This is a genomic window from Streptomyces peucetius, from assembly GCF_025854275.1.
GTDB classification, from domain to species: Bacteria; Actinomycetota; Actinomycetes; order Streptomycetales; family Streptomycetaceae; genus Streptomyces; species Streptomyces peucetius_A.
The window spans coordinates 604,877-629,647 of the sequence record NZ_CP107567.1 but is presented as its reverse complement, the minus strand read 5'-3'; the positions used below and the strand labels follow the sequence as shown (position 1 = coordinate 629,647).

At 71.1% G+C, this 24,771-nt stretch carries 20 protein-coding genes and 1 pseudogene; 11 read left to right on the top strand and 10 right to left on the bottom strand.

What is annotated here, in order from left to right; genetic code table 11:
• Positions 1-186: 186 nt before the first annotated feature.
• The 5 genes from OGH68_RS02960 to OGH68_RS02940 all read left to right on the top strand — a co-directional run bounded on the left by OGH68_RS02960 (position 187) and on the right by OGH68_RS02940 (position 6,111).
• The gene (locus OGH68_RS02960; RefSeq protein ID WP_264241741.1) at positions 187-1,224 is read left to right on the top strand and encodes an arabinan endo-1,5-alpha-L-arabinosidase; all 1,038 of its coding nucleotides are present in this window, start codon (positions 187-189) and stop codon (positions 1,222-1,224) included.
• Between the two features lie 26 nt (positions 1,225-1,250).
• Positions 1,251-2,780, top strand: a complete 1,530-nt coding sequence (locus OGH68_RS02955; protein ID WP_264241740.1) for an alpha-N-arabinofuranosidase — start codon at positions 1,251-1,253, stop codon at positions 2,778-2,780.
• A 138-nt stretch (positions 2,781-2,918) separates the two neighbouring features.
• Positions 2,919-4,259, top strand: a complete 1,341-nt coding sequence (locus OGH68_RS02950; RefSeq protein WP_264241739.1) for an extracellular solute-binding protein — start codon at positions 2,919-2,921, stop codon at positions 4,257-4,259.
• Positions 4,256-5,218, top strand: a complete 963-nt coding sequence (locus tag OGH68_RS02945; RefSeq protein WP_264241738.1) for a carbohydrate ABC transporter permease — start codon at positions 4,256-4,258, stop codon at positions 5,216-5,218. The genes OGH68_RS02950 and OGH68_RS02945 overlap by 4 nt, the downstream gene beginning before the upstream one ends.
• A 20-nt stretch (positions 5,219-5,238) precedes the next feature.
• The gene (locus OGH68_RS02940) at positions 5,239-6,111 is read left to right on the top strand and encodes a carbohydrate ABC transporter permease (RefSeq protein WP_264249869.1); all 873 of its coding nucleotides are present in this window, start codon (positions 5,239-5,241) and stop codon (positions 6,109-6,111) included.
• A gap of 74 nt (positions 6,112-6,185) precedes the next feature.
• On the opposite strand, the gene OGH68_RS02935 is transcribed toward OGH68_RS02940, so the two are convergent.
• From OGH68_RS02935 to OGH68_RS02925, 3 genes are all read right to left on the bottom strand, one after another.
• A complete protein-coding gene (locus tag OGH68_RS02935) occupies positions 6,186-7,151 on the bottom strand; it encodes a hypothetical protein (protein WP_264241737.1) in 966 nt (321 codons plus the stop codon).
• A 126-nt stretch (positions 7,152-7,277) separates the two neighbouring features.
• Positions 7,278-8,309, bottom strand: a complete 1,032-nt coding sequence (locus OGH68_RS02930; protein ID WP_264241736.1) for a zinc-dependent alcohol dehydrogenase — start codon at positions 8,307-8,309, stop codon at positions 7,278-7,280.
• A complete protein-coding gene (locus OGH68_RS02925; RefSeq protein WP_264241735.1) occupies positions 8,306-9,466 on the bottom strand; it encodes a mandelate racemase/muconate lactonizing enzyme family protein in 1,161 nt (386 codons plus the stop codon). The genes OGH68_RS02930 and OGH68_RS02925 overlap by 4 nt, the downstream gene beginning before the upstream one ends.
• 198 nt (positions 9,467-9,664) lie before the next feature.
• On the opposite strand from OGH68_RS02925, the gene OGH68_RS02920 reads away from it, so the two are divergent.
• Positions 9,665-11,194, top strand: a complete 1,530-nt coding sequence (locus tag OGH68_RS02920) for an aldehyde dehydrogenase (NADP(+)) (RefSeq protein ID WP_264241734.1) — start codon at positions 9,665-9,667, stop codon at positions 11,192-11,194.
• A 38-nt stretch (positions 11,195-11,232) separates the two neighbouring features.
• Here OGH68_RS02920 and OGH68_RS02915 read toward each other — a convergent pair whose 3' ends face one another.
• From OGH68_RS02915 to OGH68_RS02895, 4 genes are all read right to left on the bottom strand, one after another.
• Positions 11,233-12,021, bottom strand: a complete 789-nt coding sequence (locus OGH68_RS02915) for an Fpg/Nei family DNA glycosylase (protein ID WP_264249867.1) — start codon at positions 12,019-12,021, stop codon at positions 11,233-11,235.
• A 1-nt stretch (position 12,022) separates the two neighbouring features.
• A complete protein-coding gene (locus OGH68_RS02910; protein WP_264241733.1) occupies positions 12,023-13,234 on the bottom strand; it encodes a D-alanyl-D-alanine carboxypeptidase family protein in 1,212 nt (403 codons plus the stop codon).
• 223 nt (positions 13,235-13,457) lie between these two features.
• The gene (locus tag OGH68_RS02905; protein ID WP_264241732.1) at positions 13,458-14,198 is read right to left on the bottom strand and encodes a PepSY domain-containing protein; all 741 of its coding nucleotides are present in this window, start codon (positions 14,196-14,198) and stop codon (positions 13,458-13,460) included.
• A 1,368-nt stretch (positions 14,199-15,566) separates the two neighbouring features.
• On the bottom strand, positions 15,567-15,851 hold the full coding sequence (locus tag OGH68_RS02895) for a hypothetical protein (protein ID WP_264241731.1): 285 nt from the start codon (positions 15,849-15,851) through the stop codon (positions 15,567-15,569).
• 363 nt (positions 15,852-16,214) lie between these two features.
• Here OGH68_RS02895 and OGH68_RS02890 point away from each other — a divergent pair, with 363 nt between their 5' ends.
• The 3 genes and pseudogenes from OGH68_RS02890 (at position 16,215) to OGH68_RS02880 (ending at position 17,552) form a co-directional block, all read left to right on the top strand.
• A complete protein-coding gene (locus OGH68_RS02890; RefSeq protein ID WP_264241730.1) occupies positions 16,215-16,802 on the top strand; it encodes a hypothetical protein in 588 nt (195 codons plus the stop codon).
• Positions 16,803-17,164: 362 nt separating this feature from the next.
• Positions 17,165-17,269 (top strand): annotated as a pseudogene (locus OGH68_RS02885) (DNA-binding response regulator); the annotation flags it as partial.
• A 130-nt stretch (positions 17,270-17,399) separates the two neighbouring features.
• Entirely contained in the window at positions 17,400-17,552 is a 153-nt protein-coding gene (locus OGH68_RS02880) for a hypothetical protein (RefSeq protein WP_264241729.1), read from the top strand.
• A gap of 27 nt (positions 17,553-17,579) precedes the next feature.
• Here OGH68_RS02880 and OGH68_RS02875 read toward each other — a convergent pair whose 3' ends face one another.
• Positions 17,580-18,281 (bottom strand): TOPRIM nucleotidyl transferase/hydrolase domain-containing protein, encoded by a 702-nt coding sequence (locus OGH68_RS02875; RefSeq protein ID WP_413470925.1) that lies wholly within the window; start codon positions 18,279-18,281, stop codon positions 17,580-17,582.
• Positions 18,282-18,484: 203 nt separating this feature from the next.
• Between OGH68_RS02875 and OGH68_RS02870 the strand changes: the two genes are divergently transcribed.
• The gene (locus tag OGH68_RS02870; RefSeq protein ID WP_264241728.1) at positions 18,485-20,704 is read left to right on the top strand and encodes an NADP-dependent isocitrate dehydrogenase; all 2,220 of its coding nucleotides are present in this window, start codon (positions 18,485-18,487) and stop codon (positions 20,702-20,704) included.
• A gap of 189 nt (positions 20,705-20,893) precedes the next feature.
• Entirely contained in the window at positions 20,894-21,322 is a 429-nt protein-coding gene (locus tag OGH68_RS02865) for a pyridoxamine 5'-phosphate oxidase family protein (RefSeq protein WP_264241727.1), read from the top strand.
• A 34-nt stretch (positions 21,323-21,356) separates the two neighbouring features.
• On the opposite strand, the gene OGH68_RS02860 is transcribed toward OGH68_RS02865, so the two are convergent.
• Together OGH68_RS02860 and OGH68_RS02855 are read right to left on the bottom strand one after the other, a co-directional pair.
• Entirely contained in the window at positions 21,357-22,280 is a 924-nt protein-coding gene (locus tag OGH68_RS02860) for a glutamate ABC transporter substrate-binding protein (protein ID WP_264241726.1), read from the bottom strand.
• A gap of 250 nt (positions 22,281-22,530) precedes the next feature.
• Positions 22,531-24,606, bottom strand: a complete 2,076-nt coding sequence (locus OGH68_RS02855; protein ID WP_264241725.1) for a neutral/alkaline ceramidase — start codon at positions 24,604-24,606, stop codon at positions 22,531-22,533.
• Positions 24,607-24,771 lie beyond the last annotated feature (165 nt).

Genomic DNA, 24,771 nt, shown 5'->3' with positions numbered 1-24,771 from the left:
CGGTGAGCAGCTCGCCGCATGTTCGCTATATCGAACGTTGTTCGTCATTTCAGCGAAAATCATTGACGGCGCGTTTCCCCGCGTCTACGGTCCCGTTCGAAGTGGCGAGCATGTGCCGGTATTTCGAACAGATGGCGGCGCGGTGCTCCCCTTCCCACCCCCCGTCAGATGAAGGAGCCGCCCTTCATGAACGCCGCGCGACCCAAACACCGCAAGCACCTCAGGACCGCCCTGACCGCCGCCGCCCTCGCCGCGGCCCTCTGCGGCGCCGGCACGCTGCCCGGCCACGCCGCGGACCGCGCCGCCCGCGCCCCGGCGTCCGCCGCCGCGTATCCGGACCCGCGCCCCGTCACCGGGGACACCGAGGTCCACGACCCGTCCGCCATTCGTCTGGCGGACGGCAGCTACGTCCTCTACTCCACCCACAACAGGATCGAGGCCCGCGTCTCGCAGGACGGCAGGACATGGCGGCGCGCCGGGTCCGCCTTCACCGAGATCCCCGACTGGTGGCGCGCCTACTCGCCCGAAGGCGACCCCTGGGCACCGGAGGTCACCTACCGCGACGGCGTCCACTGGCTCTACTACGCCGTCTCGTCCTTCGGCTCCAACCACTCCGCCATCGGCCTGGCCACCTCGCCCTCCGGCAGGCCCGGCACGTGGCAGGACCGTGGCGTCGTCTTCGCCACCACGACCTCCGACCACTACAACGCGATCGATCCAGCCGTCATCCAGGCCGACGGCCGGGTCTGGATGAGCTTCGGCTCGTACTGGACCGGCATCCGGATGATCGAACTCGACCGCCGTACCGGCAAGCCGGCCACCGCCGACCCCGAGGTGCTGCACCTCGCCACCCGCCCGGACGCGCCGTACGCCGTCGAGGCGCCGTACATCGTCCGGCACGGCCGCCACTACTACCTCTTCGTCTCCTACGACCGGTGCTGCGCCGGCACCGAGTCGACGTACAACATCCGCGTCGGCCGGTCCACCAGCCCCACCGGCCCCTACTACGACCGCGACGGCACCGCCATGACCGACGGCGGCGGCGAATTGCTGCTCGCCGGACACGGCCGCCACATCGGCACCGGCGGCCAGTCCGTGCTCCGCGACCGCGGCCGGGACGTCCTCGTCTACCACTACTACGACGGCCAGGACGGCGGCAGGCCCAAGCTCGGCCTCAACGCCCTGACCTGGGGCGCGGACGGCTGGCCCGTCGTCGGCCCCTGACGCCCCACACCTTTCGGAAGGACACCATGCCCGACAGCAACGCCCGCTTCACTCTCGACCCGGCCTTCACCGTGGGAGAGGTGAATCCACGTCTCTTCGGCTCCTTCGTCGAGCACTTGGGCCGCTGTGTCTACACCGGCATCTTCGAGCCCGGCCACCCGGCCGCCGACGAAGCCGGGCTGCGGACCGACGTCCTGGAACTGGTCCGCGAACTCGGCGTCACCGTGATCCGCTACCCCGGCGGCAACTTCGTCTCCGGCTACCGGTGGGAGGACTCCGTCGGTCCGGCCGAGGAGCGGCCGCGCCGTCTCGACCTCGCCTGGCGGTCAACCGAGACCAACCGGTTCGGGCTGAGCGAGTTCATGGCCTTCCTGAAGAAGGCGGGCCCCGAGGCCGAGCCGATGATGGCCGTGAACCTCGGCACGCGAGGCGTGGCCGAGGCGCTCCAGCTCCAGGAGTACGCCAACCACCCGGCCGGCACCGAACTGTCCGACCGGCGCATCGCGCACGGCGACAAGGACCCGTTCGGCATCCGTCTGTGGTGTCTCGGCAACGAGATGGACGGGCCCTGGCAGACCGGCCACAAGACGGCGGAGGAGTACGGCCGGCTGGCGGCGGAGACGGCCCGGGCGATGCGCCAGATCGACCCCGGGGTGGAGCTCGTGGCCTGCGGCAGTTCCAGCCAGGCCATGCCCACCTTCGCCGCGTGGGAGGCGACGGTCCTGAAGGAGACGTACGACCTGGTCGACCACATCTCGCTGCACGCCTACTACGAGGAACTCGACGGGGACCGCGACTCGTTCCTCGCCTCCGCCGTCGACATGGAGTCCTTCATCGAGAACGTCGTCGCCACCTGCGACCACGTGGGTGCCCGGCTCAAGTCGAAGAAGAAGATCCAGCTCTCCTTCGACGAGTGGAACGTCTGGTACCAGAAGCGCTTCCAGGCAGAGACCGAGGCGAACCCGCTGGACTGGCGGGAGGCACCGCGGCTGCTGGAGGACAACTACAGCGTCACCGACGCCGTCGTCTTCGGCTCGCTGCTGATCGCACTGCTGCGCCACGCCGACCGGGTCACCGTCGCCGCTCTCGCCCAGCTCGTCAATGTGATCGCCCCGATCATGACCGAACCGGGCGGCCCCGCCTGGCGGCAGACGACGTTCTTCCCCTTCGCCCAGGCGTCCCGGTACGGGCGCGGCGAGGTCCTCGACGTACGGGCCGAGTCGCCCACGTACGAGACGGCCGCCTACGGCGAGGTGCCGCTGCTGCACGCCACCGCCGTACGCGACCCGGAGAGCGGCGCCGTCACCGTCTTCGCCGTGAACCGCAGCCAGAGCCGGCCGCTGCCGCTCCAGGTGGCCCTGTCGGGGCTGGACGTGAGCCGTGTCGTGGAGCACAGCGTGCTCAGCGACGCAGACCCGGACGCGCGCAACACCCTGACCGACCCCGAGCGCGTCGTACCGCACGCCGGTCAGGGCGCCCGGGTCGGCGGCGGGGGCCTCGAGGTCACCCTCGAGCCGCTGTCGTGGAACGTGATCCGCCTGGCCACCGACGCCTGACCCACCGCCCGAGCCGGCCCGCCCTTCCCCACAAGCCGCCGCCCGCCCCCGGTCGCCCGGAGCACCGAGGCCGGGCGGCCCCCGGTGCCCCTACCGCAACCTCAGCCGACGACCGAACTCCCGCAGAGACGAGCCGCCATGCACCCTTCCCTCCTCACCCGGCGCCGAGCCCTCGCCGGTGGTGTCGGCGCCCTCGCCGGCGCCGCGGCCCTGGGGCCCCTGTCCGGCTGCGCCGCGCCGTCCGCCACCGCCGGCCCCGGACAGACCCGTCTGCGGTTCTGGCATCTGTTCGGCGGCGGCGACGGCGTCAACATGCAGGGCATGCTGGACGACTTCCGCGCCGAGCACTCCGACGTGGCGCTGGAAGCGGTGACGCTCCAGTGGGGCGCCCCCTACTACACCAAGCTGGGCATGGCGGGCGCGGGCGGACGCGCTCCCGAACTGGCCGTGCTGCACCTCGCCAGGCTCGCCGGGTTCGCCCCCGGCCGGCTCCTGGACCCGTTCGACCTGGACCTGCTCGCCGACCTGGGCGTGCGCGAGCAGGACTTCCCGCCGGACATCTGGCGACGCGGGAAGGTGGCCGGCAAGCAGTACGCCGTGCCGCTCGACACCCACCCCATGGTGCTCTACTACCAGACCGAGGTGTGCGAGAAGGCCGGGCTCATGACGGGCGGCAGGCTGAGGCCCATCGAGGGCGCCGACGATTTCGCCGACGCGCTGCGCGCGGCGAAGAAGGCGACCGGCCTGCCCGGCCTGGTGACGGAGACCCTCGGCCCCGACTGCATCACCCCCTGGCGGCTGTTCGCCACGTTCTACTCGCAGACCGGCGGCAAGGTCCTGTCCGACGACGGCAGGCGCATGGCCCTCGACGACGCGAAGGCGCTGCGCGTACTGACGTACATGGCCTCGCTCGCGGAGGAAGGACTGATGGTGCGCCGCGCCGACTACGGCGCCTCCGTCGGCATCTTCAACGGCGGGAAGACGGCCTTCCACCTCAACGGCGAATGGGAGATCAGCACCTTCCGGACAGCCGGGATCCCGTTCTCCATGACCCGCGTGCCCGCGCTCTTCGGCCGTCCCAGCGCCCAGGCCGACTGCCACGCCTTCGTCCTGCCGCACCAGGCCGGCCGCGGCGGCGCGCCGAACGAGGCCGCCCACACCCTCGTCGCCTGGATGCTGCGCCACTCCGTCGCCTGGGCGGAGGGCGGCCATGTGCCGGCGTACCTCCCGGTGCTGAAGGACGCCGCGTATCTCGAGCTGAAGCCGCAGTCCGAGTACCGCGGTGTCATCGACGACGTGGCCCTCGACGAGCCCGCGTGGTTCGCCGGCTCTGCCTCCCGCATGTGGATCGAGCTCGGCGCCGTCTTCTCCGGTGTCCTCACCGGATCCCGCAGCCCGCGCGGTGCCCTGACCGAGGCCAAGGCCCGCCTCAGGAACCTCCTCGACACCCGCAACCCCCTTCCCGGAGCAGCGTCATGACCACCACCACCGCGGCACCGCCGCCACCGGTGGCGAAGCACCACGCCGCCGCGGACCGGGCGCCGGTCCGCTCGGTCCACCGCAGGTGGACCGAGCACGGCCTGGTGTTCGTCGCCCCGTTCCTGCTCGTGTACGCGATGTTCCTGGTGTGGCCGCTGATGTCCGGCGTCGGCATGAGCCTGACGAGCGAGAACATCACCGGCACCGGGGGCGAGTTCGTCGGCTTCGCCAACTACGCCGAGGCCCTCGGCGACCCCGACGTCTGGTCATCGCTGTGGAACACGGTCTGGTTCACCGTGCTGTCCACCGTCCCGCTCGTCCTCGTGGGCCTGGGACTGGCGCTGCTCGCGCACCAGCTACGGGTGGTGCAGTGGCTGTGGCGGCTCAGCTGGTTCGCCCCGTTCCTGCTGCCGTCCGGAGTCGTCTGTCTGCTCTTCGCGCAGATGATCTTCCCGTCCGGCTTCGGCCTCGCCGACCAGATGCTCGCCTCCGCCGGGCGGGAGCCGGGCATCGGCTGGCTCAGCGAGGAGCGCTACGCGATGCTCTCCGTCGTCGCGACCACCGTCTGGTGGACCGTCGGCTTCAACTTCCTGCTCTACCTCGCCGCCCTGCAGGCCGTCCCGGCCCACCTCTACGAGGCCGCCGAGCTGGACGGCGCCGGCGCCTGGCACCGGCTGTGGCACATCACGCTGCCGATGCTGCGCCGCACCACCGGGCTCGTGGTGGTCCTCCAGGTCCTCGCCTCGCTGAAGATCTTCGACCAGGTCTACATCATGACCGGCGGCGGCCCCGACGAGTCCACCCGGCCGATCCTCCAGTACGTCTACCAGCAGGGATTCACGGGATACCGCATCGGCTACGCCTCGGCCGTCTCCTACATCTTCTTCGCCCTGATCCTGATCGTCTCCCTGGTGCAGCCGATGCTGTCCCGGCGCCGAGCTGAGGAGGCCGCAAAGTGAGCGGTTCCGTCTCCGTCAAGATCGCCTCCGCGCGCCGGACCGCCGCCGCCGAGACCGGCGGCCGCAGAGTGCGCTGGACCGGGGGCCGGATCGCCCTGCTGGTGGTCGCCCTGGTCCTCGCCGCCGCCTGGCTCGTCCCGCTCGCGTGGGCCGTCGCGACCTCGCTGAAGCCCGAGGCCGAGACGACGAGCACCCCGCTCCAGTGGATCGGCTCCCGCATCACGCTCGACGCGTACACCAAGGTGTGGGAGTCCGGCGATCTGACGCGCTGGATGATGAACTCCGCGTTCATCTCCCTCATGACGACCGCGCTGACCGTGCTGACGTGCGCGATGGCCGCCTACGGCTTCACCCGCACCGACTTCCGCGGCCGCAAGGTGCTCTACGGGCTGGTCCTCGCGGGCATCATGGTTCCGCCGCAGGTGCTGATCGCGCCGCTGTTCACCGAGATGGTGCAGCTCGGTCTGGTCGACACCTACTGGGGCGTGATCCTGCCTCAGGTCGCCGTCCCGGCCATGGTCTTCATCCTGGTGAAGTTCTTCGAAGGGGTGCCGCGCGAGCTGGAGGAAGCGGCCTTCGTCGACGGCGCCGGGCGCTGGCGGGTCTTCTGGACGATCGTGATGCCGCTGTCCCGGCCGGTACTCGCCGCCGTCGCGATCTTCACCTTCATCTCCACCTGGAACAACTTCCTGTGGCCGTTCCTGGTGACCACGGACCCCGCCGGTATGACGCTGCCCGTCGGTCTGGTCAACGTCCAGTCGTCGTTCGGTGTCCGGTACGCGCAGATCATGGCGTCCCTGGTGATCGCCGGACTGCCGCTGCTGATCGTGTTCATGCTCTTCCAGCGGCAGATCGTGCGCGGTATCGCGCACACGGGCCTCGCCGGCCAGTAGCCACCGGCCACGCACACGGAAGGGCCGGGGCGCATCCGGTGAAACGGTGCGCCCCGGCCCTTCCGTGTGTGGTGTCAGACGCCGGCGTCCCCGAAGCGGTGCAGCTCGCCCGGCAGCCGCGTACCGAGCGGCGACATCAGGTCGCCGGCCCCGTGCCGGGCCAGCAGGTCGAGCGCCAGCCTGCCCCGGCGTACCCGCTCACGGGCCGTGCTCAGGACGGTCTCCCGCAGATGCAGGCCCGACGGATAGAGGGACGGGGCCTTGGCGAGCCCGAACTTGAGGTAGAGGGGAGCGCCGCGCCGGATCAGCTCGGCGATCTCGTACATCCGGACGTAGCCGCCGAGGTCGTCCGGTGCCTCCACGTACATGTCCATCGGGGCACGGCTGATCCGGCGGATCTCGGTGAGGTGGGCGGGCGTCAGATCGCTGGGCACGTTGAGGGAATCGGCGCCGAGGCGCTCGTACACGGCGTACGCCGCCGGGTTGACCGGGCCGATGAGCGCCGAGACCTTCAGGGTGGTGTCAGCGGGCAGCAGACCCCGGACCCGGGCCCGGTGCAGTGTCCACAGCACCCCCTCGTCGGCCACCAGCAGGCAGCGGACGCCGAGTTCCGTGGCGCGCAGGGCGTCCTCCACACAGCCGGCGACCGCGTCGTGCCCACGGGCACGCAGACCGCCGCCGCGGGAGTCGGTACGGGCGGAGGCCCCGATGTCCCAGGTGCCGCGCGGGCCGGTGAACAGGCAGAGCTCGATGTCCCGTTCGGCCGTCGCCTCCACCATCTCGGTGATCTCGTCGTCGCTGAGCATCCAGACGCCGCTGCCCTGGCTGATGCGGTGCACGGGAAGGTCGAGCCGGGTCGATTCCTTGAGCACGGCGGCCAGCGCCTCCGGTCCCTCGACGGACGGGATCTCCACCCGCCAGCGGCCGCCGTCGGGAAAGGTGTGCGGGGAGGCGTCGGCGGGGTCGAGGGTCGCGCCGCCGAAGCCGAGAGCGGTCATGGCGGGCTCGCCGGGGCGGCGCGGGGGTGAGGACGGGGACATGGATCTCCTCCGGCTGACTGATGAGGGGTGTCGGTCTGTTCGAAATACCGAATGTCGTTCGAGTTCGTAGTCGTGCATGCGGGCCGGTGCGGCGCAGATCGCCGCCCGGCCCTCATGTGGGTGTCCTCAGGGGCGCAGCAGCACCTTGCCGACCGCGGGGTCGCCGGAGCCCACCAGGTCCATGGCGTGCTCGAACTCGTCGAGCGTCAGCTCATGGGTGACCAGCGGCAGTGGGGTGAGCAGCCCGGCGGCGAAGGCGCGCACGGCGTGGGCCCAGGCGGCCGGCGGCGCGCCGAAAACGGTCCGCACCTCCAGCTGGCGCACCACGAGATCGGTCGGGTCCAGCCCGACGGCGCCGGGCGCGGGAATACCGGTGAGCACCAGCCGGCCGCCGCGCCGCAGCAGCGCGGCCGAAGCCCGGGCGGCCGACGCCGACCCGGCGGCCTCGACGACGACGTCGACCCCGCCCGGCAGAGGCTCTTCTTCCACCGTGCGGTAGTCCGTCGCTCCGAAGGACCGGGCCGTTTCGGCCCGGTCGGGCCGGGTGCCCACCATCAGCAACTCGGCGGGGGAGCAGGCGTGGAGGAGCTGCGCGGCGAGCATGCCCAGCGTGCCGGTGCCCACGACGGCCACGCGCTCACCGGGGCGGACGTCCGCCTTGAGCGCCGCGGCGGCGACACACGCCGCCGGCTCGAGCAGGGCGGCGGCCGCCGGATCGGCGTCGTCCGGCAGCAGGTGCAGCAGCCGGGCCGGGAGGGTGAGGGTCGAGGCCATCGCCCCGGGCCGGGTGAACCCGGTCTCCTCGTAACCGGCGCCGCACAGTGTGGTCTCGCCCGCGTGGCAGCGGTCGCAGACCTGGCAGTTGCGGAAGCCCTCGCCAACGACCTTCCGGCCGACGAGGGAGCCGGGTACACCGTCACCGACGGCCGCCACGGTGCCCGACCACTCGTGTCCCGGTACGACGGGGTAGCGGACGTAGCCCTCCGGCCGGGTGCCCTGGAACACCTCCCGGTCACTGCCGCAGATGCCGACCGCCGCGACACGGACCTGTGCCTCGCCGGGGCCCGGCGGGCGCGGGGTGTGCCGCGCCTGCCGGAACCGGCCGGGACCGTCGAGGACGATCTCCCGGGACGGGTGGTCCGCCCCGCCGGCGGTCATGCCTGCTTCCCCGTCGGGTCGCGCTTCTCCCAGCCCTCGGCCCACAGGTCGAACCTGGCCTGCTGCTGCGGGAATTCCGCCGCGGCGTCGGTGTCCAGCTCGACCCCGAGCCCCGGTGCGTGGGACAGCTCGAAGTAGCCGTCCACGACCTGCGGCGCCCCCTTGACGACCTTCTTGATCTCGGCGTCGGCGAAGTCGTTGAAGTGCTCGAGGATCTTGAAGTTCGGCGTGGAGAAGCCGACCTGGAGCGACGCGGCCGTCAGAACGGGTCCGCCGACGTTGTGCGGTGCCACGAGCATGTAGTGGGTCTCGGCCGTGGCGGCGAGCTTGCGGGTCTCCAGGATGCCGCCGATGTGGCCGACGTCCGGCTGGAGGATGTCGGCCGCCTGCGACTCGAACAGCTCACGGAACTCGATGCGGTCGTGGATGCGTTCGCCGGTGGCGATCGGCATGTCGACCTTCCCGGCAACCTTCGTGAGCGCCTTGAGATTCTCCGGCGGCACGGGCTCCTCGAGCCAGGCCGGCCGGTACGGGGCGAGCTCGCCCGCCAGCCGCACGGCGGTGGACGGGGAGAAGCGGCCGTGCATCTCCAGCATCAGCTCGGCATCGGGGCCGATCGCGTCCCGGACCGCCTCGATCAGCGACACCGAGTACAGCGTCTCCTCGTGCGACAGCTCGTAGTGGCCCGTGCCGAACGGGTCGATCTTCAGGGCCCGGTAGCCGCGCTCCATCACCGCGCGGGCGGCCTTGTGGTACGCCTCCGGGGTCCGCTCGGTGGTGTACCAGCCGTTCGCGTACGCCTTGACCCGGTCGTGGACCTTGCCGCCGAGCAGCTGCCAGACCGGCACTCCGAGGGCCTTGCCCTTGATGTCCCAGCAGGCCATCTCCACGCAGGCGATGCCCGACATGACGATCTCGCCGGCCCGGCCGTAGTCGCCGTACTTCATGCGGCGCACCAGGTCCTCGACGGCGAACGGGTCGGAGCCCGCGATGTGGTTCGCCTCCGCCTCGCGCAGATAACCGATGAGGGCGTCGGTGTGGCCCAGCATGCGGGTCTCCCCGATGCCGGTGAGCCCCTCGTCGGTGTGGATCTGCACGTAGGTGAGGTTCCGCCAAGGGGTTCCGATCACATGTGTGCTGATTCCCGTGATGCGCAAGGCAGTTGCTCCTGTCATGTTCGATATCTCGACACATGTTCGAAATTCTGCCGCGACAGTAAGGATGGAGGTCGTCGCATGTCAATGGGGCGCGAGCGCCCTTGACCGCCTTTCTTCGAGGAGCATAGCCTGGAGAGGTTCGAAATAAGGGACGCAGCACGAAATCTCGAACAGCTGGTCATCCGGGAGGCCGACGCAGTGACAGCAACACCTGTATGGAGCATCGACCCGCGCACGGGAGTGCAGCGCGAACGGGTCGCGGACGAAGCCGGTGCCCGCGAGGTCGACGCGGCGGTACGGGCCGCCGACGGGGCCCGTGCCTCGCTGGCCGACCGGACCGTGCGTGCCGGTTTTCTCCGTACCGCTGCGCGGTTGCTGGAGGAGGCTGGGGACGGGCTTGTCTCGGTGGCGGATGCGGAGACGGCGTTGGGGCCGGTGCGGTTGTCGGGTGAGCTGGCGCGGACGTGTTACCAGTTGCGGGCGTTCGCGGGGGTGGTGGAGGAGGGGGCGTTCCTGGGGGTGATCATCGATCATCCCGATGGGGGTGCGGTTCCGCCGGTGCCGGATCTGCGTCGTTACAAGGTGCCGTTGGGGGTGGTGGCCGTGTATGCGGCGTCGAACTTCCCGTTCGCGTTCTCGGTGCCGGGCGGGGACACGGCCAGTGCGCTGGCGGCGGGCTGTCCGGTGGTGGTCAAGGCGCATCCGGATCATCCGGCGACGTCGGAGCGGGTCGCGGCGGTGCTGCGGCGGGCGGCCGCCGAGCACGGTGTTGCGGAGAGTGTGATCGGTCTGGTGCACGGTTTCGAGGCGGGGGTGGAGCTGGTGCGTCATCCGCTGGTCGCGGCGGCCGGGTTCACCGGGTCGGTGCGCGGCGGGCGGGCCCTGTTCGACGCGGCGGCGGCCCGGCCGGTGCCGATCCCCTTCCACGGCGAGCTGGGTTCCCTCAACCCGGTCGTGGTGAGCGAGGCGGCCGCCGCGGAACGCGCCGAGGAGATCGGCACGGGCCTGGCGGGGTCGATGACGCTGGGCACGGGGCAGTTCTGCGTCAAGCCGGGCCTGGTCCTGGCCCCGTCGGGCGACGACGGCGACCGCCTGGTCAAGGCCCTGGCCGACGCCGTCGCCGGCACCGGCGACGGTGTGCTGCTCGACCACCGGATGCGGGACAACTTCGTCGCGGGTGTCGCCGAGCGCACGGCCCTGGCCGACGTCGACGCCCCGGTCGCCCCCGGCGCCGGCTCCGAGCACACCGTCACCCCCGGCTTCCTCACCGTGCCCGCCGCCCGCCTCGCGGGCGACGGCCCGCACACCCTCCTCCTCGAGGAGTGCTTCGGCCCCGTCACCGTCGTCGCCCGCTACGACGGCGACGACGAGGTCACCGCCGTCCTCGACCGCCTCCCCGGCAACCTCACCGCCACCGTCCACCTGTCCACCACGGAAACCGACGGCACCCCCCACGCCACCGACCTCCTCGCCCGCCTCACCCCCCTCGCCGGACGCATCCTCGTCAACGCCTGGCCCACCGGCGTCGCCGTCGCCCCCGCCCAGCACCACGGCGGCCCCTACCCCGCCACCACCTCCACCTCCACCTCCGTCGGCACCACCGCCATCGAACGCTGGCTACGCCCCGTCACCTACCAGAACACCCCCCACGCACTGCTCCCAGCGGAGCTCCGCGACGACAACCCGCACGGACTTCCACGGCAGGTCGACGGCCAACTGCAACACTGACCCGCACCGGCATCGGCACCGGCGACAAGCGGCGGTGCTCACGCGCGTTCGGGCTGGCACCGCGGGCAGAACACGGTGCCGCGCCCGCCGACGCGCCTGCGGTCCAGCGGCCCGTCGCAGCGCGGGCACCGCGGGTCCTCGTCGTCACGGCGGCCGGTGAGCCAGCTCCTCCGCGGCGGAACACGCCCGGCACGCACCGACGAGCGCAGGGTGCGGCGCATCTCGGTGTGCAGACGGCGGCGCTCGTCGTCGTCCAACCGGTCGCACCGGCGCATCGGATGCACACCGGCGCGCCACAGGATCTCGTCCGCCAGCAGATTGCCCAGTCCGGCGAGGACCGACTGATCGGTGAGGGCGGGCTTGACACGGCCGTGCCGGCGGGAGAGCAGCGTGTCGAACTCGTCCCGCTCGACCGACAGCGCGTCCGGCCCCTGGTCGTGCAGGATCCGGACGACGTCCGCGCCGGCGTCGTCGGCGAGCCACAATCCCTGCAGCTTGCGCTGGTCGCGGTAGCGGAGCTGCTCGCGGCCGACGGTGAACACCACACGGTCGTGCGGATGCGGCGGGTCCGTCGCGTGGCAGCAGAGCAGTTCTCCGGTCATGCCGAAGTGCAGCAGCACGGTCGGCCCGTCCGTGCGGGCGAGCAGCCACTTCCCGTGCCGTTCCGGCTCCGTGAACCGGCGCCCTTCGAGAACGCGGCGCAGCCGCTGCGCACTCACCCCGTGCAGCACGCCCGTGTCGCCCACCTCGACGCGCTCGATCCGTCTGCCCTGTGCGCAGGAGGCCAGAACCTCCCGGAATCCCTCGACGTCCGGCAGCTCCGGCACGTCAGGAGACCCGGCCTGGGGCACCGTCACGGCGACGCAGTCGCAGGACGAGGGCTGCCGTCAGGACGGCAGCGCCGACGAAGGCGCCGACCCAGGCGTACGCGGCTCCCGTCCTGGCCTCCGCCGAGGACGCGGCGGAGGCGCGGGCGGGCGGTGTGGCGGCCGGTGTGACCGGCCCGGGGCCGGCCGCCGGGGCCTTCTCCACGGCGGGGGGCTTTAGCGAGCCCACGGGCTCGACCCGTCCCGCCGCAGCGAAACCCCAGTCCAGCAGCGACCGCGCCTCTTCGTACACCGAGTACCCACCGCCCTGCTGAGGGTTCATCACCGTCACCAGAAGGGTGCGGCCGTCGCGGCGCGCGGCGGCGATCAGCGTGTTGCCGGCGTGGGAGGTGTAGCCGTTCTTGACGCCGATGATCCCCGGGTACTTCTCCACCCCGTTCGCTCCCGTCAGCAGCCGGTTGGTGTTCTGGATGCCGTACGTCCAGGTGGGGCTGCCGTCGTCCTCGGTGCCGCCGGGGAACCGCGCGTCGACGGTCGCCGCGTACGACGCGAACCGGGGGTCCGCCAGTCCCGCGCGCCCGAACACCGCCAGGTCGAACGCGGAGGAGACCTGGCCCGGTTCGTCGTAGCCGTCCGGGGAGACGACGTGGGTGTCGAAGGCGCCCAGCGCGCGGGCCTTGGCCTGCATCTGTTCGGCCGTGGCGGTCCAGCCGCCGTTCATCTCTGCCAGTACGTGCACGGCGTCGTTGCCGGAGCTGAGGAAGACGCCGCGCCACAGGTCGTCGACCGTGTAGGTGCGGCCGGCGGCGATGCCGACCCGGCTGCTTCCCTCGCCCACGGTCTCGAGCTCCTCCTCGGTGACCGTGTGCGGCGGGGCGTCCGCGAGGCGCGGCAGTGCCGTGACGGCGAAGAGAGCCTTGATGGTACTGGCGGGCGGCAGCCGGCGGTGCGCGTCATGAGCGGCGAGTACGTCACCGGTGTCGGCGTCGGCGACCAGCCACGACAGGGCGGAGACGTCGTCCGGGGCTTCGGGTGCGCCGTGGAGCGGCCCGACGTGCGTCCCCGGGCGCTGCAGCGGCGACGTGTCGACGGAGCCGGGCCGGGGCGTGGGGTCGGTCCGCGGAGCGGCGGAAGCCGGCAGAAGACCGAAGGAACCTGCGGCTACGGCGGCCACGCAGCAACAGACCAGCCGTGCAATAAATCTGATGATCATTCGGCAAGCGTAGGAACGCCTGCGGAGACGCGCAGTTCTGCTGAGCCGACCGGTGGAAGACCGCCGTCCCGGCTCCCGCGCCGAGGCGTTCGGAGAGCCGGCGGCACTCCCTGCCGGACGGTCGTCGTCGGTGGCCGCGGCAGCTCCCGCTCGGACCGGGCACGCCGCTGCCCCCGGCCATGGGCCGGGGGCAGCGGCGTACTGGGCGTACGGGCGTACCGCGTCAGTCGCGGTCGACCTGCTCGCGCAGGATCTCCCCGTTGGTGGCGTCGATGTCGAAGGTCGTCTTGTTCCAGTCCGCCTGGGTGACGACGTCGACCGACCAGATCAGCCTGTCGGCGTCGTCGTTGTCGAGCTGGACGGCGGTGACCGTGCCGTCCGTCCTCCCGGTCGCCGTGGTCACCGCCTGCTGGGCCGTGACTTCGGCCTCGGCCAGGCGGTCGGCGATCCGGCGCTTGTCGTCGGCGTCCTGGTCGGTCTCCTGCTCGGACCGCAGCACCTCGCCGGAGGAGGCGTCCACATGGACGATGTGGACGGTGCCGTCCTCGGTGGCGACCTCGGCGGCCCACACGGGGGTGCCCGGGCTCGGTGAAGGACTCGGTGAAGGACTCGGCGAGGGGGTGCTGGTGGCACCGTTCTCCGAGCGTGTCAGTTCGATCTCGACCAGCTTGCTGCCGGAGACCTCGCCGACCGCCGTGTCGGCCGCGTCGTTCCAGGTGACCGTGGCGGCCGGGACCAGCGCCCGGCGCTCGGCCTGGTCGTCCGTGAGGCTGGTCGCGGTGTCCGTCGGGCTGGGTGAGCCCGTGGGGCTCGCGGTGCTCGTCGGGCTGCCCGTTTGCGCGGCTGCCGCGCTGACCTCCGTCCCCTTGTCGGTTCCACAGGCGGTGAGCAGCAGGGCCGAACAGGCGAGGAGGCATCCGGGGACGGCGGCACGCAGACGCAGAGCATGAGTGGGTACGTTCATGTCGCCACGCGTAACCCCTTGTCCCACGGGGGACACGGGCTGACGGGAAGATCACCCGATCGCGTCCGCCCGGTCGGGGAGGACGCGGCACCCGGGCGCCCGGGAGCCGACGGGCCGTCAGCGGCGGCCCGCCACACGAAGGACGCCGTCTCGCATCGGAGCCTTGGTCAGCCGTCCCTCGTCGTCGCGCCACACACGGACGGCGCTGCCGACGGGCAGGCCCGGGGACACGCCGGTCTTCCCGGTGCGCGGCGCTCCGCCGGGGCCGGGGAAACGCACCTCGGCCGACTACAGCGAATGCCGGGCTCCTCGGAACCCGGCTAGGGATGGCGGGGTGTACCAGCACGGCCGTGACCTGCTCGCGGGGTACGTGCCTCCTGCGCCGCCCTCTCCCCAGGGAATCCCGCACGGCGCTGCCCACGCACGCCATCGCCGTGGGCACCGCGGCCATTACGGCCGAGGTCAGCGCCAGACCGACTCACGCCTGCACCAGGTCGGACCGCCGGCGCAGCGGACTGCGCCGCCATCTCCACAGTCGGGCGCTCTCCGCCGCCGACGGTGGCTGCGCGCGCGGCTCGGGCTCGGTCATGTTGCCTCCTTCGGCTGTTGCCCTCGGGACCCATGTCCCGGGCAGCGGGCGACGCGTCACCGACGACGGCCGCGGCATCGGCCTGGCCTGCGAGGGGGCGAACATCCGCGGGATGCGGGAGAGGGCGCTGCTGATCGGTGCCACCCTCGACATCCGGTCCGGTGGCCCCGGCGGCCGGCGAAGGCCTCAGCGGTCTCGTCGACGAAAGCGCAAAGTTGCTGCACGGCGTGCCAGCAGTCTTGCGGGTCGAGGGCCGCCACGGCCCGGACTTCGACGAGGTCGGGGGCGTGACAAGTAGTGATCAAGGTAGGCGCTGAGTAGTTCGGCATCCGCTGTGAAGGATTTGGCGGACGATCCTGTTGTTTCCGGGTGGAAGGATCTCCCTGTCGCTGTGGCGATCGGAGGCGACGTTCGCGAGGTGCTCGGCGTCTTCACGCCGCCCATGATTTCGCGCCAAACAGTTACGAGTGCCTCCAAATTGAAGTAGGAACGGAGACCCGACAATGTTGGCGGATGACGAACTGGTCGAGGACGTCCTCGCCGATTACGGCTAGGCAGAACTGAACGCCCCCACCGCCGAAGCGGTGGGGGCGTTCAGTTCGTCAGGACGGATCCTCCTGCAGCAGGGACTCGGGGATTGCTTTTGACGAGGCGGGTTCGGGCTGCGGTTCGCGGCCTGCCGCAGCTGACCGGGGCACCGCGCTCGTAGGTTGGTGCGCATAGTGCGTCGCGGCGTGACCGCGATGGTCAGGGAGCATCCGGGGCAGCGGAGTCGTGCCTCAACCGCAGAACATCTGAACGAGTGCCGATGCCGCCACATACGAGGCGAACACGGGGCCACTGGTTGGCTTATTGGCGTCCTCCCACGCCTTCTTCCTCTTCTGGAAGATCTCCTGGGCCCTGCCACAGATGTCGATGGGCGTGACGACCGGCTTCGTGGCTCTCAGTGTGCTCGGTTGGCCGGTGCCCTCAGAGATGCGCTCCTCGTACTTGCGGGCGATGCGGTCGACCGCGTGGGTCAGCTGCGCGAGGTCGTCATCGAGCTCAACGGTCCGGTCAGGCATAGCTCCCCTATTCGTTGCGGTGGCCGTGTCGCCTCCTCTTCACAGGGAGGTTGACCGGAAGATACCGTGGAATGATCCTAATTTCTCAGGTCTTTGCATATCCGTCAGGGAATCATACGGATAGCGCAGTTCATTCCGCGGGTGAGTAGAGTCAGAGGCTGGGATCGCGCCGCCCGTAGGGAGGTTGTATGGTCACGGTCTGCTCACTCAGACGTCGTTTCCTTGGTGTGATCGTTCGCTGACCGAGCTTCCTGGTCTTACGGAGCAAGGCGAGGCGTATCGACGGGTGGCATCGGTGACGCCCCCCCCGAGGTGGCGAAGGGCGCCTACCGTGAGCTGCGGGGCGGCGGATAGCGTGCGGGCATGGCGAATACGGGGAAGCGGCGGGTCCTGTACCGGCAGGGCACTGGGTTCTGGCGGATGACGGCGAAGTGGGTTCTCGTCTTCGGGGCCCTGTATCTGTTGGACGGCGGGCTGCTCCGGTCGTGGGGCGACGCTCTGGTCTGGCCGGTGATCGGGATCCTGCTGTGGGTGCCGTTCGGGATCGGCGTCGTCTGGTACCCGAAGAAGGACCAGCGCGTCGAGCTGACGGCGCGTGAACTGCGGGTGCGGCGCAAGCGGCTGCCGATGGACAAGGTGAACCTGCTGCACGTGGCGCGGCTGTGGCTGGAGGGGCGGTCAACCGCGGACGATCAGCCGGTGCTGGAATGGATACGGTTCGACCGGGTGGTGTGGGTGCCGTTGCGGGACGGCCGAGCGTTCGGCGTGGAGTTCCGCGACCCGGCCGCGTTCGCCAAGGTTTTCGGCGCCTTCGCGGTCGCGGCGTGCGGCGGGCCCGACATTGTCCGCGCGAGGGCCGCAGCGGAGACCTACCCGGAACCCCGCCCGATGCGGCCCCGCCCCGCCGACGACGCAGGCTCCTTGCTGGACCTCCTGGACATCTTCAACTGACAGCGGAAACACCGGCAAGGGCAGCGCTCCGTCAGGGACGGGGGGACTGCACAGGGCCGGCGTTCTCGACCGGCTCCCTCGGGAGGCGTTTCACACAAACACCTCCTGCTACTTGCCGCACTGCCGGTACGTCGGCGAGTGGGTCGGCACGAAGCCACGATGGGGCTTGTCCGTCGACCAGGCGGAGCTGAAGACTTTGGTGGTCTAAGGCGAGGCCTGTGAGACCACGATCGTGAACTACACCGCGGCGCCGTGGGCGCGGAACCAGGTTTCGGCGGCCGCGCGGGCGAACACCGGGCTGGTGGTGGTGTGGACAACGGCTGCCCGGCCGGTCCACGCCAGCTGGCCGATCTGGGCCAGGTCGGACGGTCCAGCGCCACCGGGCGAACCTGCTGCGCAGGCTGGGCCTGCGGGACCGTCTGGAGCTGACCCGGTACGCCATCAGGGCCGGGCTGATCGAGCCCTGAGCAGACGGAACGGACCCGGGACCCAGGGCCGCCGACAGGGGGCCGCGGGCCACCTCTTACACTCGTGCCTGCTCTCGGCCGCGGTCGGGCGCGGAGACGAGACGACCCCCGTGAAAGGACCCTGTTCCAGATGAGTTCCGCAGACCGTACCGACGCCCCGATCTACGCGGACCTGGTGGACGAGCGCGGCGACGTGCCCGCCGATGCCCGGCGGACCGCCGAGGAGACCCTGCGGGAGATGGGCCGCGTCATGGACTTCAGCGACGTCCTGGCGGGCCGCTGACCGTCCGCCGCTGACCCCTCCCGCGGGTCAGCCCCGCGCGGCCGGGTCGGCCCCGTAAGGCCCGGAGGCCGCGCCGGCGCCGTCCAGCAGCCGCAGCAGCGGCTGCGGCACCGCGGCGAGGTCCAGCTCCTCCACCAGAGTCCGCCCATAGTGGATCTTGCGGCCGCTGGTGGTGCCCAGAAATCGCCGCAGCTGTGCCTCGATAGTCCGCTCGCGCTGCGCGGGCTGCTTCTGGAACGTCCGGAACGAGCGGAGATCGCCCTGCGCGGCGAGCGCCCGCTCCACCGCGCCGGTGCCCAGGGCCCGGATCAGTTCGTCCTCGAGATCCGCGACACACACCTGGAAGCCACGGCGTTCCAGCGCCTCACGATCCGGGTGGGGGCCGAGCCCCGCGCGCTCCAGGGCGCGCCGGAAGAAGGGCTCCTCTGCGGCGTCGCACAGGCCCGCCGCCTCGACGTCGAGACCCTGCGGGCCGGCCAGCTCCAGGAATCGGCCGATGTTCGTCGCGCCGCCCATCGGCACGACGGAGACGCCCTGCGAGCCGAGATCCCGGCCCAGGCGCGGAGCCAGCGCCTCCACCGCGGCCCGGTCGCTGCCGCCCTCGACCAGCAGGACCCGGCGCAGACCGGCCCCCCGGGCGAGCTCCCGCGCGGCCGCTGCCGCCGCCGGGGCACCGCGGCCGCCGGCCGCCCAGGCGATGAACGCCGACCGGAAGTGCTCCATGCTCATGCCCCCTCCAAACCGGCGGCGAGCCTACGCGAGGCCGCACGGCACGCACACCGGTTATCAGGAACCCCGCCGTTGGCGGCGCGCCCGATCGCGGCCCGGGGAGCCGCCGGGGACGGCCCGGGGCAGGGCACTGTCGAGAGGGGAGCGATCACGGGATATCTTGATGTCGAGCAATGTTGCAGACGTGGAGAGCGGAGCACCCGGTGACTGACTCGACCATCATTTACACGCACACTGACGAGGCGCCCGCCCTGGCGACGTACTCGTTCCTGCCTGTGATCCAGGCGTACGCATCGACGGCCGGTGTCACCGTGGAGACCCGTGACATCTCGCTCGCGGGGCGGATCATCTCGCAGTTCCCCGAGTACCTCGAAGAGGGACAGCGCGTCGGCGACGCCCTCGCCGAGCTCGGCGCCCTGGCCAAGACGCCGGCCGCCAACATCATCAAGCTGCCCAACATCTCGGCCTCGATCCCGCAGCTGAAGGCCGCCGTCGCCGAGCTGCAGGAGCAGGGCTACGCGCTGCCGGACTACCCGGACGACCCGAAGACCGACGAGGAGCGCGACATCCGCGCCCGTTACGACAAGGTCAAGGGCAGCGCCGTCAACCCGGTCCTGCGCGAGGGCAACTCCGACCGCCGCGCCCCCGCGTCGGTCAAGAACTACGCCAAGGCGCACCCGCACCGCATGGGTGCCTGGTCCGCCGACTCGAAGACGAACGTCGCGACCATGGGCGCCGACGACTTCCGCTCGACCGAGAAGTCCGCGGTGATCGGCGAGGCCGGTTCGCTGCGCATCGAGCTGAAGGGCGACGACGGCTCCACCACGGTGCTGCGCGAGTCGGTCCCGGTCCTCGCCGGCGAGGTCGTCGACGCCTCCGTGATGCGGGTGGCCGCCCTGCGCGAGTTCCTCACCGCGCAGGTCGCCCGTGCCAAGGCCGAGGGCGTGCTGTTCTCCGTGCACCTGAAGGCCACGATGATGAAGGTTTCCGACCCGATCATCTTCGGTCACGTCGTACGCGCCTTCTTCCCGAAGACTTTCGCGAAGTACGGCGAGTCCCTCGCCAAGGCCGGCCTCACCCCGAACGACGGCCTCGGCGGCATCTACAAGGGCCTCGAGTCGCTCCCCGAGGGCGCCGAGATCAAGGCGTCGTTCGACGCCGAGCTGGCCGAGGGCCCGGACCTCGCGATGGTCGACTCCGACCGCGGCATCACCAACCTGCACGTGCCGAGCGACGTCATCGTCGACGCCTCCATGCCGGCGATGATCCGCACCTCCGGCCACATGTGGGGTCCGGACGGCCAGGAGGCCGACACCGTCGCCGTCCTGCCGGACAGCAGCTACGCGGGTGTGTACCAGGTCGTCATCGACGACTGCCGCGCCAACGGCGCCTTCGACCCGTCGACCATGGGCTCGGTGCCGAACGTCGGTCTGATGGCGCAGAAGGCCGAGGAGTACGGCAGCCACGACAAGACCTTCGAGATCCCGGTCACCGGCACCGTGCGGGCCGTCGACGCCGCCGGCAACGCCGTGCTGGAGCAGGTCGTCAGCGCCGGTGACATCTTCCGCATGTGCCAGACCAAGGACGCGCCCATCAAGGACTGGGTCAAGCTCGCCGTCACCCGCGCCCGCGCGACCGGCGTCCCGGCCGTGTTCTGGCTGGACGAGGGCCGCGCGCACGACGCGCAGCTCATCGAGAAGGTCAAGGCGTACCTGGCCGAGCACGACACCGAGGGCCTGGAGATCAAGATCCTCCCGCCGGTCGAGGCGACCGCGTTCTCCCTGGAGCGCATCCGCCGCGGCGAGGACACCATCTCCGTCACCGGCAATGTGCTGCGCGACTACCTGACGGACCTGTTCCCGATCCTGGAGCTCGGCACCAGCGCCAAGATGCTCTCCGTCGTCCCGCTGATGAACGGCGGCGGCCTGTTCGAGACGGGTGCCGGCGGCTCCGCGCCGAAGCACGTCCAGCAGCTCGTCAAGGAGAACTACCTGCGCTGGGACAGCCTCGGCGAGTTCCTCGCGCTGGCCGTCAGCTTCGAGCACCTCGCGACGACCACGGGCAACGCCCGCGCCCAGGTCCTCGCCGACACGCTCGACCGCGCGACCGGCACCTTCCTGGGCGAGGACAAGTCGCCGAGCCGCAAGCTGGGCGGCATCGACAACCGCGGCAGCCACTTCTACCTGGCCCTGTACTGGGCCCAGGAGCTGGCGAAGCAGACCGACGACACGCAGCTCGCGGAGGCGTTCGCGGCTCTCGCCAAGACGCTCGGCGAGCAGGAGCGGACCATCGTCGACGAGCTGATCGCGGTGCAGGGCTCGCCGGCCGACATCGGTGGCTACTACCGGCCCGACGCCGCCAAGGCGGCGGCCGTGATGCGCCCGTCGAAGACCCTCAACCAGGCCCTGTCGACCCTGGCCTGACGCGCGACGGCGGGCCGCCACCCGCCGTCCCGCCTCCGCAACCGCCCCGGCGGGCCTCCGTGCCCGGCCGGGGCGTTGTGCGTTCCCGCCGGGAACATCCCAGGGCGGCACGGCAGTTGACACGGGGGTACGAGCCGGGGCGGGCAGCCGCCGGGCCCGGCGGCCGAGAAGCGTACGAAGGAGTAACCTGTGGCGCTCACCCGTGAAGACCGTGAGAAGTTCCTGGCAGAACCGCTCGTCGCCGCGCTCGCGGTCGATGCCGGCGAGGACGGCCGGGCGCCCCTCACGGTGCCGATCTGGTACCAGTACGAACCGGGCGGCGACATCTGGATCATGACCGGCCGGGACTCCCGCAAGGCGGCGGCGATCGAAGCCGCCGGGCGGTTCTCCCTCATGGTCGACCGGGTCGAACCCACGGTCCGCTACGTCTCGGTCGAGGGCCCGGTCGTCGAGACGGTCCCGGCCACCAGGGAGCAGCTGGTGGAGATCTCCGCCCGCTATCTCGCCCCGGGGAAGGTCGAGGCGTACGTCGACTTCGCCTGGAAGAACCACGGGAACCAGCTGGTCATCCGGATGCGGCCGCAGCGCTGGATCAGTTCGGATCTGGGCGAGGCATGACACAGGCGCCTTCGGCGGGCGCGCCGCGGCGCCGTCAGTCGCGGCGGACCATCGGCGGCCCGACGTAGCGCGAGCCGGACAGGCCGAGCGTCGCGTCGTACGCCAGCTTGTAGTCGCCGTTCTCGTCGTGTGCCTGGAGGGCGTCGGAGACGGCGTCCCGCAGTGCCTCGTCGCCCTTGGCCATGCCGATCCCGTACGGCTCCTCGGTGAACGGCTGGCCGACGACCTTCAGCTTGTCCGGGTGCTGGGCGGCGTAGCCCTTGAGGATCGCGTCGTCCGTGGTGACCGCGTCGACCTCGCCGGCGAGCAGTCGCTGGACGCACTCGGTGTACTTGGGCGTCTCGACCGTCTGCGTGTTGTACTCCGGCTTCTTGATCTCGGCCAGGGCCGTGGACCCCGTCGCCGAGCAGACCGTCTTGCCCTCCAGCGAGAACGGACCGGCGATGGTCCTGTCGTCCTCGCGGATCAGCAGGTCGGCACCGGCCAGGTAGTACGGGCCGGCGAACGCGACCTTCTTCTTGCGTTCCTCGTTGATCGTGTACGTCCCGACGTACAGGTCGACCTCGCCGCCTGAGATCGCGGCCTCGCGGACGGCCGTGTCCACCGTCTTGAACTCGATCTGCCGGGAGGAGAAGCCGAGGTCGGCGGCGATCATCTTGGCGATCTCGATGTCGAAGCCGGACCGCTGTCCGTTCTCGTCCTCGAAGCCGAGGAACGGCTGGTCGTTCTTGGCGCCGATGACGAGCTTCCCGGCCTTCTTCGCCTTCTCCCACGTCGGCGAGTCGATGTCGACGTCCGTGGCCACCTTGTAGGTCGGCAGCTCCGGCAGGTCCTCGGCGTTCACCGTGCGGGACGGCCCACTGCCGGCGCCTTCGGAATCGCCGGCGCATCCCGTCGCGGTGAGAGCTACCGCGAACACGGTGACGGCCGCGGTGGCGGCGGACTTGTAGGCCTTCATGGTGCGACATCCTTCACTCGATTTTGCGAGGAGAGTAAGGAGTCGATGCGCTGAGCGTCATTACATCTGAGGGTAACTTGAGCATCACATTCCGGAAACGGCGCCGAGCCGGGGGGGGCCCCCCCCGCACCCCCCCCCGGGGGCCCCCCCCCCGCCCCCCCCCCCCCACACCCCCCCCCCCCCCCCCCCCCCCCCCCCCCCCCCCCCCCCCCCCCCCCCCCCCCCCCCCCGCCCCCCCCCCACGCCCGGATCAGCCGACCCGGAAGCTCCGCGTGGCCCCGCTGAAGGCGGTGATCTTGCCGAACAGGCTCTTGGAGTCACCGAAGTGCGCGATCCGGTACGTCCCTGCCGGTGTCCCGGGGGCCACCTCCCAGGTGATGACCGCCTTGGACGTGCCCGTCACACCGTTGAGCCGCACCCAGCGGTACTTGGTGTCCCAGTCGCCGTCGTCCAGGTGGCGGACCCAGGCACCGTCCACCAGCCGCTGCACCTCCAGGAAGGTCCCGTTCCGGTGCAGACCGTTCTTCGGGTGCCCGGTCACGAACTCGGCCGTGACGGTGGCTCCCGGCCCGTACGACGCGGCCGGCTCCGCCAGCACGTCGCCGAACCGCGTGCCCGCCGGCGGGTTGTCCATCACCACACCGGTCTGCAGCGACGTCTGACGGTCCGAGTGGTCGGGCGGCGTCGGCCCGCTGCCGGCCGGCGTGCCGTCCCGCAGCGACGCCGCCAGCGAGGCGAACTCCTGCTGCTGGGCGGAGAGCGTGTACCTGCCGTAGAGGGTCGAACCGCCCTCGTACTGCTGCAGGTCGTACTCCTCCGGAGTGGTGACGTACTGGCTGTACGCGTTGGCGTAGCCCTGCATCAGCACGTTCTCCAGCGGTACGCCCAGCTCTTCGGCGACCGAACGGCGGATACGCAGACCCGAGACGATCGTGTACTCGGCCGGTCCGGCCACCAGATGGAACTGGCCGATCTTGACGATCTGCAGCGGCAGGACCGTCGGAGTCGTCGGCGTCACCGCGTTGACCAGCCCCGTGGGCACCAGGTTCGCCTTCGGGTACTGGCAGCTCACCAGCCACTCGGGCGGATCGATGTCGAACGGCTCCAGCAGCTTCGCGACCGGGCTGTTCATCCCCTCGGTGAACCCGGGTATCGCGGGCCCGTCCTCCACGCTGCCGGCGAGTGTCGAGGCGCCGACCATGGCCGGGCAGGTGCGGTGCTCCTTGCCGTCCGGCGTGTACTTGCCGTCGACCGTCACCTCCTCCATGTCCACGAACCGCAGCCGGGAGTCCACGCTGCCGCTCACCGGGGTGGCCGCCGCCTCGTGGATCCGCCGCGCCGCCCGGAACTGCCGGTCACCGATGATCCGGGTGTTCTCGAACTCGTCCTCCGTCGGTCCGGAGCCGGGCTTCAGGTTCAGATTGGGCGACATGTCACCCGCGTTCGTGTTGGGGAACGCGGCGACGAAACCCTTCCGGTCCTCGAGGTAGCGCACACCCTCGGCGTCGTGCTCCCACTCGTACGCCGCGTAGCCCTTGTTGTCCGGGCTGAGCAGCGTGTTCTTGTTGGTGAGCGACGTGTTGTGGGTGGCGAACCAGCTGATGGCGCCGACATCGGTACCGCCCTGCCGGAACCGCAGCACGGTCATCGCCGGGTCGATCGCGTCGGGGAAGGCGGCCTTGTCGCGGGCGGGGTTTTGCTCGAACGCGGTCCGCGAGCGGTTGACGCTCGCGTTGTGCAGCTCGCCCCTGCCGAGGGTGATGGTGCCCGGCCTCAGATCGTCGTGGGCCTCGGCCACCGACTCGACGATGCCGTCGACGATGGCCCGGTAGGTGTTCTCCTGGAAGCCGAGCGAGGCCAGGTTGTAGGCGAGGTGGTGGGAGTGACCGCCGGTTCCGGCGTGGGTGTGGGTGGCCGACAGCAGGACGTTGCGGTCCGAGTAGAGCGAGCCGTAACGCCGCCCGAGTTCGGTGATGACGCCCTGCCGCACGGACTGGAAGATCATGGCCAGGTCGGCGTTGACGTACACCACCCGCTCGCCGCTGGTCCGGTCGGCCACGACGAAGGCCCGCGAGCGCTGCCGCTGATGGATGCCGGTCGCCTTCTGCTCGAAGCTCGAGTAGCCCATCATGCCGACCTCCGCGGCCTCTCCGGTCACATCGGAGATGCCCCGGCCGACCAGGTACGTCGTGGGCCCCGGCTCCGCCGCCCGCGGGGATGCCGCACCGGCCGGCGCGGCCCCTGGTACGGCGGCCAGGGCCAGTGCGCCGAGCGACCCCGCGAGCAGCAGGGAGACCGCCTTGGAGCTGGTTGTGGGGAACCGCATGCCTTCTCCCTCGTACGCCCTTGTTCCGGAAACGGACCGGCACCGCCACCAGGACCCGAAGCGGGACCGGGACCGGAACCGGAACCGGACAGCCGGCACCGCCACCGGGGCCGGTGCCGTTCGTGACAGGTGTGACCGAAGGTAACCGTGGCGGCGGCCGATGGA

Excerpts from the sequence above, each read along its gene's own strand:
- OGH68_RS02960 (WP_264241741.1), top strand. The coding sequence starts at position 187 with ATGAACGCCGCGCGACCCAAACACCGCAAGCACCTCAGGACCGCCCTG.
- OGH68_RS02955 (WP_264241740.1), top strand. The coding sequence starts at position 1,251 with ATGCCCGACAGCAACGCCCGCTTCACTCTCGACCCGGCCTTCACCGTG.
- OGH68_RS02950 (WP_264241739.1), top strand. The coding sequence starts at position 2,919 with ATGCACCCTTCCCTCCTCACCCGGCGCCGAGCCCTCGCCGGTGGTGTC.
- OGH68_RS02945 (WP_264241738.1), top strand. The coding sequence starts at position 4,256 with ATGACCACCACCACCGCGGCACCGCCGCCACCGGTGGCGAAGCACCAC.
- OGH68_RS02935 (WP_264241737.1), bottom strand. The coding sequence starts at position 7,151 with ATGTCCCCGTCCTCACCCCCGCGCCGCCCCGGCGAGCCCGCCATGACC.
- OGH68_RS02930 (WP_264241736.1), bottom strand. The coding sequence starts at position 8,309 with ATGACCGCCGGCGGGGCGGACCACCCGTCCCGGGAGATCGTCCTCGAC.
- OGH68_RS02910 (WP_264241733.1), bottom strand. The coding sequence starts at position 13,234 with ATGATCATCAGATTTATTGCACGGCTGGTCTGTTGCTGCGTGGCCGCC.
- OGH68_RS02905 (WP_264241732.1), bottom strand. The coding sequence starts at position 14,198 with ATGAACGTACCCACTCATGCTCTGCGTCTGCGTGCCGCCGTCCCCGGA.
- OGH68_RS02895 (WP_264241731.1), bottom strand. The coding sequence starts at position 15,851 with ATGCCTGACCGGACCGTTGAGCTCGATGACGACCTCGCGCAGCTGACC.
- OGH68_RS02890 (WP_264241730.1), top strand. The coding sequence starts at position 16,215 with ATGGCGAATACGGGGAAGCGGCGGGTCCTGTACCGGCAGGGCACTGGG.
- OGH68_RS02880 (WP_264241729.1), top strand. The coding sequence starts at position 17,400 with ATGAGTTCCGCAGACCGTACCGACGCCCCGATCTACGCGGACCTGGTG.
- OGH68_RS02875 (WP_413470925.1), bottom strand. The coding sequence starts at position 18,281 with ATGAGCATGGAGCACTTCCGGTCGGCGTTCATCGCCTGGGCGGCCGGC.
- OGH68_RS02860 (WP_264241726.1), bottom strand. The coding sequence starts at position 22,280 with ATGAAGGCCTACAAGTCCGCCGCCACCGCGGCCGTCACCGTGTTCGCG.
- OGH68_RS02855 (WP_264241725.1), bottom strand. The coding sequence starts at position 24,606 with ATGCGGTTCCCCACAACCAGCTCCAAGGCGGTCTCCCTGCTGCTCGCG.